Consider the following 20,673-nt stretch of genomic DNA (forward strand, 5'->3'; position numbering starts at 1 on the left):
AATGAACAATGTGAATATCTATAGCAACCGTTCTGCTTCTTGTGAGACTGTTCTCGTACAGATCGCTCACAACAGATGACCTCTTTGCTATCGTCCCAAGTAAATTTGGAATGTTCACGAATTCTATTATAACCAGATTTCTAAAAATATACCTCTCATCTTTTCATTTCATTATTAAAAATTTTAAATTTTTAGTGATAGTAAGCATATCTATATGATCTGATGATCAATTATGTATTAATTTTCCAATAAATAAGAGAGATTTGTAAAACTATTTTATACATAAATAAGTATCAATGCTAATATTTCAAAATTAAAATCTTCCTGAGGATAACACTATTTATCCACACCACATTACAGGAGGAATATAATGAACATTAAGCGTACGCTTTTAGGGGTATCTTTTACAATGATTCTTGGATTAACGGCTTTGCCACAACAAGCATGGATGGCTCCTATCAATCCTGTGGTAGCACCTTCTCCGGGTGCATGGGCAACAGGACAGACTCCTGCCAATGTTTCTCCGACCAAGCCTGCTATTTTATTTGTACATGGTTTGACCAGTAAAGCGAATGTCTGGTACGAAGATAATGATATGTATGAGTACGCATACAAAAATGGATATGAGACTGCGTTTATCAATATGTATGATATTACAGGCACACCGGAAGATATGTGGAAAGATGGAGAATTGCTTGCCGCCAAAATTCAAGAGATCAGCAAATATTTTGGCAAAAAAATAGTGATCGTTGCTCATAGTAAAGGTGGAGTTGATACTCAATCTGCATTGGTGCGTTATAATGCTTACCCTTATGTTTCTCGCGTTATTACTCTTAGTACACCTCATCATGGCTCACAATTAGCTGATCTGGCTTATAGCAGTTGGGCAGGATGGTTAGCCGATCTTGTAGGCTCGCAAAGTCCGGGTACTAGCTCACTTCAGACATCGTATATGGATTATTTCCGCTCTGAAATGGCAAAAGACCCTGATATCAACAAAGTTCCTTTTTACACGATGAGCGGTAACAAATGGTCTGGCTCTGGTAAAGCTTCTTATACATTTGGCGGGTCATATTTAGCATTGTTCGGTAGTAATGATGGTGTTGTCACTACAGAGAGCGCTCTGTTACCAGGTGCTACATTGATTCAGTCTGGTGCATGGAATCATAAGACCGTTCGTACAGGCTCTTTTACTTTTGATCTATTTAAATCTTATCTGGGTACTGTACCGGCTGCTGTTGCAAGTCTAAAAGCATCTTCTTCGGTAACCAAAGATACGTATACTACAGAATCAGCTATACAGGACACATCTGCATCTGAACCTGCTCCTGTTAACTACATTTCCCAATCTTCCCCTTCAGCTCCTTCTAACAGCGCCACTTCAGAAGATGGTCATGGACAATATTATATTCGCGGAGGACAACATTCAGGGACAGCGAATGAAACATTAACAGTTGAAAATAATGTTAATCAAATCTCGCTTGATTGGATCAGCGATCAGCCATTAGCACATTTGGAACTAACCTCTCCAAGTGGTAAAGTGCAAAAAATCAAATTACAATCTACTCCAGACGATGAATTTTTTCACGGTGCTTATCACCAATTGGTAACTTTACCACAACCGGAAGCAGGGCAATGGAAAGTACAAGCCACCAGTGCTAGTAAAGGTGCTTATCTTATGACGGCTGTCTATACACCGGGAGCAGAACAAGCAGAATTGAAAACAAACCTTTCTAATAATCAACTACGTATGAATGTGAATACAGAAGGTCTGGATCAACAACGCACCCACCTGAACTATACAGTGAATTATTACCATCCAGACGGTAGCAAGCTTGCTCCTCCTACAGAGCGTAGCAATCGGTCTATGGCTACTTCAGAATCGGTACCTACACCGGTTACGAATACACCGTCTATTTATGTAGTGACAACTGATATTGATGGCTATACAGAAGCAGGTTATCCTTACCGTCGTACACTAGTAAAATCTGTCTATGTCGATGAGCAAGGCAATACGTATAGCAATTAACATTATATCTGACAACAAATTGCGTACTTGATCATTCATTTGACTATATCTAGAAATTAGATGGATTACAGAGAATACGTATAAGCTCAAGATAGAGAAAAAGTTAAGCTCTATCTTGAGCTTTTTTTCTATCTTGAACTTTTTTCTTATTTTATATATCTACTGACATGTATTGGTTTATCAGTGAATTGCTTGATAGACACCTGCTAGGATGATTTTATCCACCTGTTGCTTTTGCATCTATTTTTTATTAAAATAATATTCATCCAGTGCAACAGCTTGAGGTTGTCTTTGGTTATAAGTATAGATAGCCTTGAATCCACAATCTTTTGCCAATTGTAGAGCATCTATTATCTCTGCTCCTGTATGTTCTACAAAATGTGAATCAGAACCGATCGTTAGCAATTCTCCACCCAGTTGACGATATAACTGCAATACTTCTTTGGAAGGAAAAGGTTCTCCTACTCCACCACGCCAGCCGGATGTATTAATTTCGATACCGATATTGCGTGTGATTGCGGTCTGTAAGATTTGTTCGATCACTTCTTGATAATCGCTTAACTTATAATTTCCGATATTACCTACTGCGTATCTTTTTAACAAATCTAGATGTGCAATTATATCTATGTCTGCATGCTGTACCATCTGTAAGACTTCTCTAAAATACAATTCATAATGATCGATACCTTCTTGAGCAAGAAAAAGTCTTAACTTGCGTTCGTTCATATTATGTACAGATCCGAGAATAAAATCGAGTGGTTGATCCGCTAATGCCTGTTGGTATTGCGCCTGCATATAATGAGGTTCACACAACTCAATTCCTGCTTTGATAATTAACTTTCCTTCATATTGTTGCTTACACTTTTCGATCTCTGCAAAATACTGACTAAAGTCCAGATGACCATACGTAGGCAATACAGGATTAACTGCATAGTGTTCGGTAAAACAAATCTCTTGTAGTCCACGCTCTACCGCTTCTGCACATACTTCATCCATTACCGCATGTGAATCAAATGAATGATTGGTATGGACATGATAATCATAGATCATTACTATCTTCCTTCTTTCTTTACTGTTCTATACTACTTCTATCTAACTCAATGACACTTATCTATCAATAATACATTTCATTTTCCAATGATAAAAAAGACTGCTCTTCTTCTACCGTAGCAGAAAAAGAACAGTCTGTATATTGAATGCTTATTTCGTTAATGTGCTAGATTCTTCTGCATCTTTCACCGGGAACCAGCCTGTCATTGTCATGATAGAGTTCCACAACGGATCTGGAACCACCAGACGATCTTGATCATGTTTAGTCAATGAATAATCGATTTCGGATTCACGACCAGATTCTACTTTTTCTACCCAGTCTGGATCTACGATCAATTCGCGACCTAGTGCTACTAATGGTACACCTGTATTCAATACATTTACTGCATCGTCAGGAGTATTGACAGCACCTACACCGATTACTGGAACTTTAGCGCCTACACGTTCTTGAATAATTTCAAGACGGGAGCGTTTGTCATCTACACCACGACGTGGAGTAGAAGCATATTCCATGAGAGATACATGCAAGTAGCTCAAGTTTTTCTCAGCTAATGCATCGATCAATGTCAATGTATCCGCCATTGTGATACCAGGTGTTTCTGGTTCTTCTGGAGAGAAACGGTATCCTACAATAAAAGGCCCTTTAGCATGTTCTTTTACTGCACGTTGTACTTCGTCTACAACAGCTAATGGGAAAGTTAGACGTTTTTCTAAGCTTCCACCCCATTTGTCTTCACGACGGTTAGCATGAGGGGAGAAGAATTGTTGAACCAAGTATCCGTTAGCACCATGAATCTCTACGCCATCGAATCCAGCTTCGATTGCATTTGCTGTCGCTTTACCAAAATCAACAATAATATCGTCGATTTCTTGTGCTGTCAATTCACGAGGAGCTGGAGCTTCGCTACCATCATTCGTGCGATCTGTTGCAATAGCACTTGGAGCAGCTACATCACCATTAACTAATTCAGGAGGACTTAGGCGACCTGCATGGAAAATTTGCAAAACAGCTTTGGCACCGTTAGATTTCAACGTTGTTGCTAGTTTGCGTAGACCTTCTGTAAATTCAGCGCCTGTAGCACCAAATTGATTTTGGAAACCGATACCGCCTTTAGTAACATAAGCAACCGCTGTTACAGCTAGACCTACACCTGCTGTACGGCGTGCATAATATTCAAGCTCTGCATCAGATACAGTAGCATCTGTATTAGAAGAAAAATGTGTCATAGGAGCAAGGACAATACGATTTTTTAATTCGATACCGTCATTCAGTTGGAAAGGTTCAAATAAAGATTTGTATTTTGTATTCAAAAGTTATCTCTCCTATTCTCTTTATCGTTCATATTATTTAATGTGACTATATATATTATAGTAACCAATTCAATTTTATGCAAGTAATATACTAAAAATAATTAAGTATATTAAAATACCTATTGCTACAACTGAGCAATAAGTATTTGTATAAGAATTTCAAAATGTTTTATGATTGAGAAACTGTTTTGCGTTTGTTGCTCACTGGAGAAGATGAGGCTTTTTCTTCTTGAGTAGCTGTATTTTTATGTGGTGGTTCTTTTAAGAAGAAAATTAAAATTAATGCTAACACTGATAAGCCAGAAGCGACTAAAAATGCCATATTTGTACCATGAATTAGAGCATTCTCAGTGGTATTGCCTAATAAAGTCGATGAAGCACTCGCATTCGTCAAGATTGTAATCAATACTGCTGTTCCGATCGAGCCACCAACTTGACGTAATGTATTATTCATTGCTGATGCGTGCGACAACAGATGCGTAGGTAATTGGTTCAGACCTGCGGTGGTAACAGGCATCAATACCATCGACATCCCGAACATCCGTATTGTAAACATAATCGTAATATACGTAATCGACGTTGTAGATGTTAAGAAAGCAAATGGAATCGTTCCGCCTGCCATCAACACTAGACCGATCGTACTGATTACTTTAGCACCATATTTATCAAAAATACGTCCTGTGATCGGCGACATAATCCCCATCAAAATGGCACCCGGTAAAACAATCAACCCTGAATGCAAAGCTGACATATGACGCGCATTTTGAATATATAAAGGCATTAATGTTGATGCACCGATCATAGCTGTAAATACAATCACTGTAATAATCATCGAAACTGTAAACACGCGATCTTTAAATACGCGGAATTCTAACAATGGTTCTTTTAACTTGAATTGACGAGTCACAAATAGATACAAACTGATTGCACCTATTAAAATACTAATAATAACAGTTGGATCGCTCCAGCCTTTAGAGGCACTACTGAAACCATACAATAGACCACCAAACCCTAATGTAGACAAGGTTACTGAAGTCATATCCAATTTCGGATTACGAAGTTCACTTACATTTTTAAGAGCGAATACCGCAATCACAAGATCGATTACTGCGATAGGTAAAATAATGTAGAACAGTGTACGCCATGAGTAAGAATCTACGATCCAACCGGACAATGTAGGTCCAATCGCTGGTGCGAATGAAATAACCAGACCGATCATACCCATTGCTGCTCCACGTTTTTCTTTTGGAAAAATAACTAAAAATACAGTTTGCATCAGCGGCATAATAATACCTGCTCCTGCTGCCTGTACAACACGACCTACTAACAATGTTCCAAAGTTAGGTGAAATCGCGGCAATTAATGTTCCTAATGCAAATAAACCAACAGACGTAATAAATAGCGCCCGTGTAGAAAATTTATCTATTAAGTAGGCTGTCACAGGAATCATAATTCCGTTGACTAGCATAAAAATCGTTGTTAACCATTGGGCTGCTGTTGCATCAATATTTAGATCAGCCATAATATGTGGTAATGCAGTGACAAGTAGCGTCTGATTCAGTATAGCTACAAAAGCACCTGCCAGCATAATAGCTACAATAAGCGTAATATTTAATTTAGGCTTATTCTGTGTTGAGATGTTCTCCATATTTCTTTTCCTCCCAAGTTGCACGATATACATGTTGTAGTTGAGCGACTTCCTGCTGAAGCTCTTCTCTCTTCTGTAAATATGCGATTAATGCTTCCATCATAAATGTTTGTGGTATTACCTTTTTGCGTTCTGTGTTTAATCTTTCGGTTGCGGCGATCAGATCTGGACGAAGAGGTTCAGGAGAACGCTGATGAATCGATAGATTCAGTTCTCGTATCGCTTTACGCCATTCACTTTCGCCAAAATACTTCTGTCTAACGTCAGGAACAGACAAATCGAATTGTTGCGCCATTTGCTCGGTAACTAAAGGCACACTATGCATATGTTTTTGGATCATTGCTTCCAAACTTTCAACAACAAATTCAGATAAAGCAGACAACTCAAATATGGTGTTATTGTTCCAACGTAATAAAAACATAAACTCTTTTACAATTCCTTGCATACACAAGGATAAGTCCCACACAATCGGCTCTACTTTACTGCCAAAAGCCTGTAGAATCGCTTCTTTTTGCCAGTTCAACATGGTGCGCTTGAACTGCAACATCGCTGTGCGAATTTGTGTGCTTAATTCTAGTGGCATAGTCTGATTCAACACCAAGAAAAACTCATGCTTCAATACAAATTCCTGAAATTGTACGACTAACTTCTGGGTAAATTGTTCTTTGGGTGATACATGATCTTCAAAATGTAATCGATTTGCAGCTAATAAAATCTCTTCATGCATCTGCTTCACGATCTGCAACAAAATGTCTTCTTTCGATTCAAATAACTTATAGATCGAAGCTTTGGACATATTACATTGTTCTGCAATATCCTGCACAGTTGTTGAAAAATAACCTTTTTCAGCAAACAACTGACCTCCTGCTATAAGAATCGAACGTTTACGTTCTTCTACCATAATTCATAACCTCTTCTGCACTATACTTTCACACATTTTCTCTCTATTGAAACTTTCAAAAACTTTCTAGTACTCACGAAACTCTGTAGTTCTTATACTTACTATTTTATACCCCGTTACGATTGAAGTCAATCTTTGTACGCAATAAAATATGTAAAATTGGTCATAAAATTTTCTTTATCTTATTATCTATATTTCTTATACCCTGTTACACATCTCTATATGCAACAAAAAAAGACAGTCTCTATATCATCTATAGAAACTGTCTTTATAATTAAAACGATTATTATTCAATTAGCCATATATCATTATTCATTTAATGCTTTTTCAAGTGCTGCCAGGTTGGTACGCATTACTGAAATATAATTTTCGCCAGCAGACGTTTCTGCACTTGTTAAGCCTTCTAATGGATTTAGCACAGCCGTTTTGGCGCCAACTTCATCGGCAATCGTTTTGGCTACATTAGAAGAAACCAGTGTTTCAAAGAAAATCGTTTTGACATTGTTTTGTTTTGCAAAATCTACGATTTTTGCCATTGCTTCTGCGGATGGTTCTTGTTCAGGGGATAGACCTGCAATTGGTACTTGAGTCAGACCATAATCATGAGCTAGATAAGCAAAAGCAGCATGCTGAGTAATAAAGTCTTTGCGTTTTACATTAGACAGACTTGCTTTGTATTCAGCATCTAACTTTTGAAGTTCTGCAATATAAGCGTCTGCATTCTTTTTAAAATCGGCTGCATGATTCGGATCAAGTGCCGTCAAAGCTGTTTCGATATTACGCACTTCTGTCTGTGCTTGGATAGGAGACAACCAGACATGCGGATCGAACTCTCCATGATCATGACCTTCTTCGGTAGCATGTTCTTCTTCATGACCTGCTTCTTCGCCTTCATGCTCTTCTTCTGTACTTGCCATAAGTTGAATCCCGTTACTTGCATCGACTAATTTGGGCCCACTATCTCCTAAGGTATCTTTCACTTGATCGATCCATGATTCTACTCCGCCACCGTTATACACGAGCATATCAGCGTCGGTCATTTTAGCGATATCTTGAGCAGTAGGCTCCCAATCATGCGGTTCTGTACCCGCAGGAACTAATACCTGTACATCAGCTAGATCACCTGCAACTTTGGATGTAAATTCTTGCATCGGATAAAAGCTAGTTACGATATGCAACTTTTCTCCACTTGCTGTAGAACCGCTTGTACCTGTAGTTGTTGATGAGGCTGAATCTGAATTATTGCCACAAGCCGCAAGCAACGTACTCATACTTAACAAAGCGATTAAAGGTAGTTTGATCCAACTCTTCTTTTTCATATTCATGTGTAATCACTCACCTCTCTTGGTTTCTCTTTATGTTTATATGAATAATCTATGTTGATAGCATTTATCGTTTGTTCAATACTTGTGTTTTTACTTTGCTGTTTTGTGCGCTTCGACTTTGCCGTTGCCAGAATCGGCGGCTATCGATATCAGGTGCATATCCATCATTGTTGTTACGATTTAAGCGATAATAGATACGTTGAATCCCCATACCTACTAATAAGAAAGTCAGCAGTAATAGCGCTACTGTAGCACCTGGAGGTGTATTCACATAATATGAAGTCGTTAATCCTCCGAACATGCCGATTAGACCAATAGCTACCGCAATAATAAGTGCAGACGTAAAGCCTTTTGCAAATCGAAGTGCCAACGCCGCCGGTAAAGCCATCAAAGCAGATACCAACAATACGCCTACAATCGGCATTGCCGCTGCTACTGTCATTCCTGTTAATACAGCGAATGTCTGCGATAACCAGCGTACATGAGTACCACCGATCTGCGCGGTTTCTTCATCAAATGTCAGATTGTATAATGGACGTCTCATACTGACCCAGTAGATAATAACAAGTGCAAAAACAGTTCCTATAATCCATAATTGCGTGGTACTGACCGCTACAATCGAACCAAATAGATACGAGCTAAAGCTACGGGTTAAAGATGAACTCATACTCATTAAGACCAGTGCAAGTGCCAGACCACCTGTCATAATCACAGCGACAGACACTTCTCCATAGCCGCGAAAATTACGTCTTAATCGCTCGATAACTAACGAGCCTAATAAAGCGATAATAAATCCACCGATCGATGGGTTGAAACCAAGTACTGCACCTATCGCTACTCCTGCTAAAGATACATGAGAAAGCGTATCAGCCATTAATACCTGTCTGCGCAAAACAAGGTAAACACCGAGCAGTGGAGCGATAACAGCAATCATTCCTCCGGCCCAAAACGCGCGCTGCATGAACTCGTAGTCAAACATGCCCATCCTCCACCCTCCTCTCTCTCCAAACGAATAATACGATCTAAATACGGCTCTGCTTCTTCCAGTCCATGTGTTACCATCACAACAGTACGTCCATGCTTTTGCACATGGTGACGCATCAATTCATAAAATCCTTTACGGCTTTCTAAATCCATCCCTGTTGTCGGTTCATCCAGAATCAAAACATCGGGTTCTTGAGCAAGTGCACGAGCAATACAGACACGTTGCTTCTGTCCGCCAGATAGTTCTCCTATTTTACGATCACGAAGTTCCCACATGCCTACCGCTTCTAGCGAAGATTGAACCAATTGAGCTTGCTGAGCACCGAATCTTCGAAACAATCCAAGATTCATATGACAACCGGAACGAACCAATTCATAGACTGTACTCGGAAACCCACTATTAAATGAGGAAACCTGTTGAGGTACATAACCGATCACAGGTTTTGATCCTTTTTCATTTCGTTTAATTTGTACTTGTCCACTCCACGGTTTTAATATGCCTAACAACAATTTAAGTGAAGTTGTTTTGGCAGCGCCATTCGGACCACTTAAAGCCAAAAATTCATTACTATATATTTCCATCGATAATCGATTAACTACCGGCTCACGATCATATCCAAAGATAACGTCTTGCATCGAAGCTAATAACAAGATATAGCGCTCCTTTCATTGTTTCCGTTCTTATCGTAATTTTTACGAATACCACCTGAATAACTTTACTCCTATGCTATTCCTCTTGTCAACCTATTTAAACAAAATAATTACGATTTAGATTTTTTCGTTTCTTTTGCTTGATTTATATCGGTAATATGCGCAAATATCTTCTATATGAAAAACAAAAAAACAAGCTCTATCGCTACCTTTAACAAATGCATCTTGGCATCAGGTAGGAATAGAGCTTGTTTATTTATTGGCTAATCTATAATCATTATTGTTTTAATAGCGAAAAGATGATTTTAGCATTATCGGTATTATCAATTAAGCCAGCAAATCTTTCTTTTTGTGGGCCAAAAGCATATACAGGAACATCTTCACCTGTATGACCGCCTGTTGTCCACCCTGTAAAGGAACGAGTATCAAAAATCTTCTCGATCGCATTATCAATAGTAGTTACATCTTTTTTCACTGCTGCTTTTTGTACGGATTGAATCTCTGTTGCTGTTAACGGGATAGAGATATATTTTCTTAGTGTGCTTTTTACATTAGCGCCTTTAGCGATTTCATTTGCCATAAAGTCAGGTGTACGTTTAGCTGCTTTTAACGATTCCACTTTGAAATTATATTCGCCACCAGCACCTAATGTCATTCCGCCTGTAGAATGGTCTGCTGTTGCTACTACTAATGTTTCACCATCTTTTTTGGCAAAATCGATAGCGGCTTGATACGCTTTTTCGAAATCGCCCATTTCGCTCATTGCACCGACTACATCATTATCGTGACCTGCCCAGTCGATCTGACTACCTTCTACCATTAAGAAGAATCCTTGATCATTTTGATCCAGACGCTTAATCGCTGCATTGGTCATTTCTTCTAAGGAAGGTGTTTTATTGGTGCGGTCGATAGCTTTGTCTAGTCCACCCGGTGCGAACAAACCTAGCAATTGATTACTTTTATTATTTAGCAATCCATTGCGATCTGTTACATAAGAATAACCTGCTTTTTTAAATTCTTCTGTTAGATTGCGATCTTTACGTACAAAATAATCTTTTCCTCCACCAAGCAACACATCAACTTTATGTTTACCATTGATCATTTCATCAAAATAATCATCAGCAATTCCAGCCATATTTTTACGACTCGGATCATGAGCACCAAAAGCCGCTGGAGTCGCATGCGTGATCTCCGAAGTTGCTACAAGCCCGGTAGACTTACCGTTCTCTTTAGCTTGTTCCAACACTGTTTTGACATTTGATTTGTCGTTATCTACTGCAATCGCAGCATTATATGTTTTGACTCCACCTGACATTGCTGTTGCAGCCGAAGCTGAATCTGTAATATTTTCTGCATCATCTTCAGGGTATGTAGTCTGTGCACCAACAAGATAAGCATCAAAAGCTGTTTTCTCGACTGTTTTTGTTGCAGGGTTATCTTTAAAATAACGGTACGCTGTCATATAAGAAGGCCCCATACCATCACCAATTAAAAAAATAACATTTTTTACTTTGGCTGGTTGATTTAATGCAGTCATGCCATCGTCTTGAGCAAGTGCAGTCTGCGATACTCCACCTGTCCATGTGATTCCAGCGATCGCCGCAATCGTAATCATTTTTTTCATCGTTTGTTTCATTTGTTTGTAAATCCCCTTTTTTTGTGATTTAGAAATATATGTACCAACAACCATATTCACTATACCGATCATATGTGAATTCTAAACCCTCGAAATATCAACTGTATGTAAATTCGTATCTACAGCAAAAAAACGCTATCTTATAAAAGATAGCGTTTTAGAGGTATTTCTTTATTTCTGAATCGTATACAAACGAGAACTTTCTTCCCAGATTTCACCTTGCTCCAGACGGAACAATCCTTTTTCATCGTCCGGTAAATCCACATTCGGTGCATTGACTAGATTGGTCTGTGGTTCAGGGCAGATAAATTCACCACACGCAATATTGTTCCAGATCATCCAGTGCTTATATGCTGTTCCTACATCATAGACTAATGTTACACCCAGACGTGTATCTGTAATTTCGGTAAAATTACGTCCACGCTGTGGTACAGCCGTATAATGATTGTCTGCTTCTTCGCCTGAAGGATTCGCTCCATCTGTTTGGAACTGTTTTTCCCATGCAGACAATGGCTGAAATTCTCCGGTTGGCAACATACGCTCTGTCATCTGATAACGCTTACCAATGGTCGCTTTAAATGACATATCTTCTGATGTACTATCTGTAGCAAAAGGAGCATTGAGCGCTGTATGGAAAGCAAGCATCACTGGCATATCTTCTGCGCCATCATTGCGAATTTGTATTTGTTGCAACAATCCATCAACCGACAATGTGTATTTCAATTTCACTGTAAATTGGTGTGGAAAGTATTTATATACGTCATGGTGCTCATCTACACTTACACTAAGCAAAACAGAGCTTGATTGTTCATTTGCTTCATATACATCCACATTCCAGGGAATCGTATGCAAAAATCCATGTAAATGATTATGCGTTTCTACTTCATTGATCGGGAAGGTATACGTTTTGCCATTCCATGTAAATGTTCCATCTTCATAACGATTCGGTGGGAATAACACAGGAATCCCATTTACACCTGGATTAGCGCGAAAAGCATCCATCTCGTTTTCTTTCGGTTCACGCAAAAAGCGGTATCCTTTTTCATGATCACGATAAGCAATTAAATTGGCTCCTATCGCTGGCAATACAATTGCTTCTTGCTTCGCGTATGTCAATACAATAGCAGGTTCTCCTTGATACGATTGTTCAGAAGCGCTGGTAAGATTAGACATGAACAAATTCCCCTTTTCGAATAGTAGGATAGAATACATTGTAAGATATTTTGCTTCGCAAAAATCACTTTTTGATTTCATAAGAGATGTCGCGTTTATAATTCCAAACGCTAGATGTAAGATATTTTGCTTCGCAAAAATCACTTTTGATTTCACTAAGAGATGTCGCGTTTATAATTCCAAACGCTAGACTAAACGGATTTTTTCTCCGCGTTTTGCGGATTCTAGACATGCCGCAATAACTTTTGTATTGCGAATAGCATCTTCCGGGCTATAAGGTAGTGGTGTTCCATCGATAACAGCCGCTGCAAATGCATCGACTTGAAGAGCGAAATGATTCGCTACCTGTACATTTTCTTCGCGCTTTCCTTCATCTGTATAAATCATCACTTGAGGCTCGCCTTCGCTATCATTGCGTCCAAAAGCATACGGTAATTTGATACGTCCTTTGGTACCTACAATTTCCAGAGCACAGCTAGGATACGCCCACATTCCACATTCAAATGTTAACGCTGCTGATCCTGGAAATTCAATCAGACCGGATGCCATCATATCTACATGATCATGTTTGGCTGAAAAGAATCCTTGAACCGTCACTGCAACAGGTTCTGACCCAAAGTACATACGTGCAGCAGATACTGGATAGACACCCAGATCGTATAATGAACCTCCACCCATTTCACGACGATATCGGACATTATCAATATCTTCAGCATTGTTGGATGTAAATCGCCCATGCATCGAACGAATTGTTCCTATTTCGCCGGATTCAATAATATCTCGAACACGAGCATGCTTAGGATGATAACGATACATAAATCCTTCTGCAAACAGTACGCCTGACTTGCGACAGACATCTACCATTTCAGCCGCTTCCTGTGCATCAAGTGCCGCAGGTTTTTCACATAATACATGCTTGCCTGCTTCCGCAGACTTGATCGTCCATTCTTTGTGCAAATGGTTCGGCAACGGAATATAGACAGCATCAATATCAGGATCTGCTAGTAACTCTTCATAACTACCATAAGCTCTTGGAATATTACATTGTTCTGCAACCACTTGTGCCAGTTCTAACGAACGGCTGGCGATGGCCAGTGTCTCATTGCGTAGTGACTCATGAATAGAAGGGATGACGGCGCTTACAGCAATCCCGGCGGTGCTCATAATGCCCCACTTTAATTTACGTTCAGTCATGATTGTATTCCTTCCCTTCGTTTTAAATTAAATGATTTTAACTTTCCGGCAAGGAGGTTGCTTCGTTTCTTGCAGATCAATCCTGTTAGGACTTTATTTATAATTGTCTGTGGCGGCTTTGGTGAGCATGCCAATACAGCGATCCAGATCCACTTTAACTTGTTTTTTGTAGAGATTCGCTTTCTCATGTCCATCATCGGTAAAGTGATAGATCACAATCTCTTGAAAATCAACTTTAGGATCGTTCCCTTTTAATTGCTTGGTTCGGTAAAGCACACCATCATGCACCAATTCGTGCAAAGCCCGATAAATTTCGCTCTGTGGAGGAGAATAACCAAACGACTCAAATCGTGCTTTCATCTCTTCTAGCATCTCATATCCATACCCATGATGTTCTTCAACCATAGAAATTAGATATAATTTGATAAAGGCTCGTTGTGCAATCATAAATGCCATTTCCTCTTCCCCCTTCTGCATACTGGTATGTGACCCGTTATCCAAAGGGTTAACCCATCAGAACATCTGTCCATGTTCTATTATATGAAATTTTCACTGGTTTGAAAAGTTAAGCAGTCTGTAATGACATAAGTGAAGCAAATAAATAAGAACAATTATAGAAGAAATACATCATCATATATTTGAAGTTTGACATGTATCACGCTTTTGAGGATTGAGATATCGCTGTTGATACGCGGTAGTTTATTTTTCTATTATGAATTTTTCATATATTGAAATAATTATAAAAATAGTTATTGAGTGATGATTTGCATTTTGATTCTTTATTCTTTTTTGCATTTATTCTAGTCTGTTTTTTATTCGCGTTTGTTCTTTTGAGCTTGTATTGTTGTTCTGCTTATTTGTTATTTTATTTATAAAATGGTTATCTATTTTTCTATAGATGTAGATAGATATTTTTTATTGCCTATTATGTATTTTACATATGATTAAATAATCATCATTTGATAGAATCATTCTTATAAATAAATCTTCTTGTAAAACGTACATTTTTGATTGCTACATATCGTTATTTACTACTCCACCTAAAAAAAATACCTCCAATTATTCAATCCAACCTTTATAAAAACCGGCTGAACTGAATATTGAAGGTGTAAGAAAAAAGTATTATAACATTCTTTTTTAGATTCCTGTCCATACATCTTTGGCATATTGACCTTTGCTTAGTAAGTCATCTAGCCATTGTACTGATTGTTCTTCGTTCACTTCATGTACTTCTTGATAAGCTTCCCGCAGTGTTTGTTCTACATCAGGAGCCATTTTGGTTCCATCGCCGCAGATATAGAAATGAGCACCTTGATCTATCAATTCGATCAATAGATGAGCATCTTGTTTCATTTGATGTTGAACATATACTTTGACTTCTTCTTTTTCACGAGAAAATGCAGTATGCAATGTAACTAGACCTTCACTTGCATATTTTTCTAACTCTTCTCGATACAAAAAGTCATGTTCTGGATGACGGCAACCAAAGTATAAATGAGCTTGACCCAAAGTATTACCTTCTTGTTGTAACACTTCTCTCGCTTGCAAAAAGCCACGGAAAGGAGCGATACCTGTTCCAGGTCCTACCATAATAATAGGAGTAGCTGGATCGTCTGGTAATTGGAATCCTGATTGTGGTCTACGAATAAACATTACAATCGATGATCCGATCGCTTGCTCGGCAAGATAATTAGAAGCAATACCGCGATATTCACCCTTACCACTACGTGCTGCTCCACGCACAACACTAACTGTAATACTGATTCGATCAGGATAAGCTTTCGGTGAACTAGAGATCGAATAGTAACGCGGTTTGAGCGGTGGCAATAATTCCAGGAAACGGTCAAATGGAATTTCACATGCTTCATATTTTTCGATCAAATCTAACATCGTAATTCGTTTCGCAAGCACTTCTGTTTTGTACTTTTCTTCATCTAATAAAGCTTCTAATTCTTTGCGATGTGGTGGACATACAGTATATGCCGCTACTTCGCGGATCTGTGCACGCGTTGCTGTATCTTGCAATTCTACGCTATGTCCTAGCAAATCCGGTAAGCTTACAGGACGTTCTAACGGTAAATGAGCCGCACTGCGTCCACTGCCTTTTAGCAATAAATGATCGGATGTTTTCAAATGAAAACGCTCGGTTACTCGTTTGATCAGACTGGCTGGATTTTGCGGTAATATGCCTAGATGATCCCCTTCACGATATGAGGCTTCAGCAGGCAAAGACACTTCGATATGACGTGTACTGCGACCACTATCATGATACTGTAATTCGCGATTTTCTAGAATTTCCGCATGAAAAGCATCATATGTCTCTGCAAGAGGAGTACCTACCATCCCACTTACAAAGCTAACCGATAAATTGCTATGCTCTTTCTTTTCACCTCCACTATAATTGAGGTCAAAAGCACCCATCAATTGAGGCCATAACATTTCTTTCCAATCATCTAATTGCTTTTCAAAATCATCACTTGCGTCGCCTTCACCTGCTTGATAGATACGCGCTGCTCCTAATTCAGCCAATCGCTGATCGATCAACTGCGGAATTTTCTGATACGTACTTGCCCAGTTATGATCTCCACAGCCAAATACAGCATATTTCACACCTTGTAGATCGCCTGATTCTGCACTCTGCAACCAATCTACAAAATACTTCGCATTATCCGGCGGATTACCATTGTAAGAAGCAGATACTACCAGCACAGCACCTTCAGTTGGAAGTTTGGCTGCGTAACTATCCAGTGTAGCCACTTCACTACGGAAGCCTAGATAATGACCGGTTTCTGCTAATTCACGCGCTATGCCTTCAGCAGTACCTAGATTAGAACCATATAAGACTAACAGCGGTGTATTGTGACCTGCTAACTTAGGATCTGCTTCGATTTTTTGAGATTTTTCTTGTTCTTGATTGTTTTCTTGCATCACAGCAACAGCAGCCGGACTTTTACGTACTTTTACTTTCATCGTAAAATTGTCCGGTTTAAGAGTAAGGGATTCTTTGATTTTGAGCTGATAATCAGTATGATCGATCATATCAAAATGTTTGAGTACCATACCAAGAACCAGCGTTGCTTCATGCAAAGCAAATTGCTGACCGATACAAGCACGTTGTCCATTTCCAAATGGTTTATACGCGTGATGAGGAACTTTGCTATCATCTTCAAATCGCTCAGGGCGGAATTCTTCAACATCATCGCCCCATGCTTCAGTATCCCGATGTAATTTGGGAATCAATACACTGACAGCATCGCCTTTATTCAAATGATATTGTCCATCTAAAACAGTATCTTCTTTGGCATATAATGAAAAAGCAGGCGCAGTTGGCCATAGACGCAAAGCTTCATTCAAAATCATCCGCACATAATTCAACTGTCTGACTTGTTTGTAAGATGGCAATGGATCTACCAGTACTCGGTCTACTTCTTCATAGGCTTTTTGTAATTTATCTTTATTTTTGAGCAAATAATAAATAGCAAAAGATAATAATCCACTGGTTGTCTCATGACCAGCGATTAGAAATGTAATCATCTGATAGCGGATATTTTCATCGTCTAATGTCTCGCCAGTCTCCGGGTCTTTGCCGTTAAGCATATGAGATAATAGATCGTCTTTGCCTTCGGTTAATCCTTCGCGGCGTTCTGCAATAATTTTGTCTACTGTAGAAAACATATGCTCAATATCATGCTTGTACTGGCGCTTTTTCGTAACCATCAATTTATCTTGAATATCTAACCGTTGCAATTGACTCATCGCTTCATCTAGCGCGCGTGTCATACTGATAATAAATGGATGAGGTTGATCACGATAAAAACTATTAAACCGATAATTGAACCCACACAGCCCTATCGTATCTAGCGTCAGACGTGTCATATCTTCAGGCACATTGACACTTTCATCTGGATTCAATCGTGCCCATTTCTGAACCAATTGAGTCGCAATATCCACCATCATATTCTGATACCCTTGCATGGCTCGCTGACTAAAGCTTGGCAGTAAAATGTGATGGGCTTTTTTCCAATTTGGTTCGTGTGTCCAACTTGTAAATAATCCATCTCCTGTAAATGGACGAACATTTTGAAGAGGTGCCCATACATTTTTATCAAATCGAGATTCGTCACACGCTTCCTGTACTAATTTATGACCGGAGAGATAAATATGTTCTCTGCCTGGCATTTCCATGCGAAAAATCGGTCCGTATTCATAAGATAATTTGATCACCGATTGTAACGGTGCCTCTGCATCGATCAGGGGTAAATTACCGAGTAAGCCTACTTTTTTCGGTTGTGGAATATCGGTATAGGTGGTCATTATGATTCCTCCTTATTTTTTCTGCTCTATCGCGTTCCAGCAACATTCCTCCACTTGCTCTATTAATTCTGCGGATAAGACCACGCCGCCAAGACGTACCGCATTATACAATTCTTTAAAAGCACCGAATACAATCGCTATTAACACAGGCGATGGCAAGGCACGAATCTTCTTTTGTTCAATACCATAATCGCAAAAAGCAAACAAACCCTGTTGTAATTGTTCAAAGGATTGCTTATTATCTGACGTCAAATACCATCCTTGCGCATGAGTCACAATAAAATGCAGACTGTTAATATCCTGTTTGGCAAAATGCACCATGCCATAAAATAAGCGTCTGAACTGTGTTCGAATATCTTCACCATCTTGATATAACTGTCCAATTGTTGCTTCTGTCAGTGCTGCTGTTCCCTGCTGGAATAAAACATTTACCAGCGCTTCTTTATTTTCAAAATAACGATAAATCGTTCCTGCTCCTACATTGGCGGCTTCAGCAATAACAGGTACTGTTGTGCCATCAAATCCACGATCAGCAAATAATTGAAGAGCAGCGGATAAGATCAATTCTTGTTTGCTCAACATCGCTTCCATCTTATTCACTCCCTTCTATCGTTGGCTTTCTCCATCATCTTTTTACATCCTATTGTTATAAAAATAGCTGTTTCATTTTACTGCTTCTAATGCGGAATGAATATTCATTCCGTAACTATACTATAAACTTCATTATCACTCTGTTTCAACTTTGGCGCTGTGAGACCTTGAATTGCTTGCACTTTTGGCTATTCACATATATTATGTTATACCAAAAAAGCAGACATCGATTGTTGTCAGATGTCTGCTTATTTTATGATGTTTTGACTTCACGCTTTTTACGTAAAGACATGCCTGTTAACCAGTGCCCATAAGGAATATACGAGATCACGTATGTTACCAGTACCGATAATACGAGTGTAAAGATCCATACTAATAACATTCTAATAGTTATATTCATTCCTGCTAATAATGATTCTTCAATTATATAACTTACCCTTAACATCAATGCATGTGCTAAATAACCACCGTATGAGTACCGACTCAATGTGATCCATAGTTGTCGATGAACCGTACCACCTGTAGACTGAATACTCAAAGCTACCATATAGATCAACGCTAGAAAAGCAATCAAAAATAATCCCATAGCCGGTTGCAATAAGGTTAATGCTATAAAACGTCTACCGAATGGAGCTTCTGGAGGAAAATGCCCTAAAACGAGCCCTGTATAGTACACCGCAAACAACCCGCATATTACTATCACAGGAAATTTAACCCGTTTTAGAATATCCAGGAACACATTTATATGTAATCCAGCCAAGGCACCTAATAGAAAATAAAATAAATAATAGATCACATTCCGATCAGCATACGTTGTAAAATACGCACTGATTACCGGAATATGTAACGATGTTGCTGTATCCGTAATCAAAGGTCTTGCGAATAAAATAAGCTCATATCCAGCAATTAATCCAATCATCAATAACCATGCACGTTTTCGTTGGCCATTGACCCAGGTTACTATTTTTCTAACTGCTATACGCAAAGGCGGAAACAACAAATACATCGGAATAATCATCACTATATACCATAAATGATAACTTGATTTGCCTGTAAGCCAGAACCGAATCATAGTAGTTATCGATTCCCATAACGGATGATTATAAATACCTACCATAAACGAATAGATAACCGACCATAACAGATAAGGCACAATAATATCTTTAAACCGTTTACGAACAAACGAGACATAATTGATTTTGCCTTCATAGTTATAAAAAAGCACCAGCCCTGTGATGAAAATAAAGGCCGGTACTGCAAATTTGGCCGCTAATAGCAAAAGAGTAAGCCGAGCCCCATCCTCCATTTTCAATTCTGGGACTACCGAAAAATGAGCAATCGAATGCTGAAGCACGACAGCGGCAAAAGCCATACCACGCAGAATCTCGATTTCTCTTAATCTAGGTTTTTTTGTCATAATGTACTCCTGAAGGAATATTCAATACTTTTTCATAAGTTAGTCTTATGAAGTCAGACGTGATCCACAACCCCAGCTTGCTGTATTAGACATTGTTGGTGTTGGCATACGCTGTGATTCATTTTTGGGTGATGGTGACGGTGCACCTGGAAGACGAAGTTCGTTGCGTAATTTGTTGATCCATTTACGACGATTTCTCTTTTTGTCCTTTGCAGAACCAGATGTAGGCTGAGTCAGTTTATCCTGTACGTCCATGATTATAACCTCCTCATTCGTATAGTAAAGGGAACATAATACATACCCTTTCAATGTCAGTATAACGCTTCTAACGATAATCTAACAGGGCATTTATAACCTAATGCACATTTTTTTGGGAAATTCATTAGCGAATGAAGTAGAATAATGACGAAAAGCTTATCTCTGGCCAATATGCTGACCAAAGATAAGCT

At 38.9% G+C, this 20,673-nt stretch carries 16 protein-coding genes; 1 reads left to right on the plus strand and 15 read right to left on the minus strand.

All coding sequences use genetic code 11. The annotated features are described in order from the left end of the window. Nucleotides 1-370 precede the first annotated feature (370 nt). Nucleotides 371-2,029, plus strand: coding sequence for an esterase/lipase family protein (locus tag ACFSGI_RS12355; protein WP_204824434.1), 1,659 nt, complete (start codon nucleotides 371-373; stop codon nucleotides 2,027-2,029). Nucleotides 2,030-2,269: 240 nt separating this feature from the next. Here ACFSGI_RS12355 and ACFSGI_RS12360 read toward each other — a convergent pair whose 3' ends face one another. From ACFSGI_RS12360 to ACFSGI_RS12430, 15 genes are all read right to left on the minus strand, one after another. After that, nucleotides 2,270-3,079, minus strand: a complete 810-nt coding sequence (locus tag ACFSGI_RS12360; protein ID WP_204824435.1) for a histidinol-phosphatase HisJ family protein — start codon at nucleotides 3,077-3,079, stop codon at nucleotides 2,270-2,272. 150 nt (nucleotides 3,080-3,229) lie between these two features. After that, nucleotides 3,230-4,390, minus strand: a complete 1,161-nt coding sequence (locus ACFSGI_RS12365) for an NADH-dependent flavin oxidoreductase (protein WP_204824436.1) — start codon at nucleotides 4,388-4,390, stop codon at nucleotides 3,230-3,232. A 169-nt stretch (nucleotides 4,391-4,559) separates the two neighbouring features. Next, a complete protein-coding gene (locus ACFSGI_RS12370) occupies nucleotides 4,560-6,038 on the minus strand; it encodes an MDR family MFS transporter (protein WP_204824437.1) in 1,479 nt (492 codons plus the stop codon). Beyond that, nucleotides 6,013-6,939, minus strand: coding sequence for a TetR/AcrR family transcriptional regulator (locus tag ACFSGI_RS12375; protein WP_204824438.1), 927 nt, complete (start codon nucleotides 6,937-6,939; stop codon nucleotides 6,013-6,015). Before ACFSGI_RS12375 ends, ACFSGI_RS12370 begins: the two co-directional genes overlap by 26 nt. Nucleotides 6,940-7,247: 308 nt before the next feature. Beyond that, nucleotides 7,248-8,264: a metal ABC transporter substrate-binding protein gene (locus tag ACFSGI_RS12380; protein WP_204824439.1), complete on the minus strand. Its 1,017-nt coding sequence runs from the start codon at nucleotides 8,262-8,264 to the stop codon at nucleotides 7,248-7,250. Between the two features lie 64 nt (nucleotides 8,265-8,328). Then, the gene (locus ACFSGI_RS12385) at nucleotides 8,329-9,249 is read right to left on the minus strand and encodes a metal ABC transporter permease (RefSeq protein ID WP_204824440.1); all 921 of its coding nucleotides are present in this window, start codon (nucleotides 9,247-9,249) and stop codon (nucleotides 8,329-8,331) included. Continuing rightward, a complete protein-coding gene (locus tag ACFSGI_RS12390; RefSeq protein WP_069325898.1) occupies nucleotides 9,195-9,899 on the minus strand; it encodes a metal ABC transporter ATP-binding protein in 705 nt (234 codons plus the stop codon). Before ACFSGI_RS12390 ends, ACFSGI_RS12385 begins: the two co-directional genes overlap by 55 nt. A gap of 277 nt (nucleotides 9,900-10,176) precedes the next feature. After that, complete coding sequence (locus tag ACFSGI_RS12395) at nucleotides 10,177-11,535, minus strand: alkaline phosphatase (RefSeq protein WP_204824441.1); 1,359 nt, start codon at nucleotides 11,533-11,535, stop codon at nucleotides 10,177-10,179. 171 nt (nucleotides 11,536-11,706) lie between these two features. Then, a complete protein-coding gene (locus ACFSGI_RS12400) occupies nucleotides 11,707-12,708 on the minus strand; it encodes an aldose 1-epimerase (protein ID WP_204824442.1) in 1,002 nt (333 codons plus the stop codon). A gap of 186 nt (nucleotides 12,709-12,894) precedes the next feature. After that, nucleotides 12,895-13,902 carry a Gfo/Idh/MocA family protein gene (locus ACFSGI_RS12405; protein WP_204824443.1) on the minus strand — a complete coding sequence of 336 codons (1,008 nt, stop codon included), beginning with the start codon at nucleotides 13,900-13,902 and terminating at the stop codon, nucleotides 12,895-12,897. Nucleotides 13,903-13,995: 93 nt separating this feature from the next. Further along, nucleotides 13,996-14,358, minus strand: a complete 363-nt coding sequence (locus tag ACFSGI_RS12410; protein ID WP_069325894.1) for a helix-turn-helix transcriptional regulator — start codon at nucleotides 14,356-14,358, stop codon at nucleotides 13,996-13,998. A gap of 681 nt (nucleotides 14,359-15,039) precedes the next feature. Next, nucleotides 15,040-18,216 carry a bifunctional cytochrome P450/NADPH--P450 reductase gene (locus tag ACFSGI_RS12415; RefSeq protein WP_204824444.1) on the minus strand — a complete coding sequence of 1,059 codons (3,177 nt, stop codon included), beginning with the start codon at nucleotides 18,214-18,216 and terminating at the stop codon, nucleotides 15,040-15,042. Nucleotides 18,217-18,228: 12 nt separating this feature from the next. Beyond that, entirely contained in the window at nucleotides 18,229-18,807 is a 579-nt protein-coding gene (locus ACFSGI_RS12420; RefSeq protein ID WP_204824445.1) for a TetR/AcrR family transcriptional regulator, read from the minus strand. Between the two features lie 253 nt (nucleotides 18,808-19,060). Beyond that, nucleotides 19,061-20,224 carry an acyltransferase gene (locus ACFSGI_RS12425; RefSeq protein WP_204824446.1) on the minus strand — a complete coding sequence of 388 codons (1,164 nt, stop codon included), beginning with the start codon at nucleotides 20,222-20,224 and terminating at the stop codon, nucleotides 19,061-19,063. A 45-nt stretch (nucleotides 20,225-20,269) separates the two neighbouring features. After that, complete coding sequence (locus tag ACFSGI_RS12430; RefSeq protein ID WP_204824447.1) at nucleotides 20,270-20,479, minus strand: hypothetical protein; 210 nt, start codon at nucleotides 20,477-20,479, stop codon at nucleotides 20,270-20,272. Nucleotides 20,480-20,673 lie beyond the last annotated feature (194 nt).

It is taken from the genome of Paenibacillus nicotianae (assembly GCF_042681745.1).
Classification (GTDB): Bacteria; Bacillota; Bacilli; order Paenibacillales; family Paenibacillaceae; genus Saccharibacillus; species Saccharibacillus nicotianae.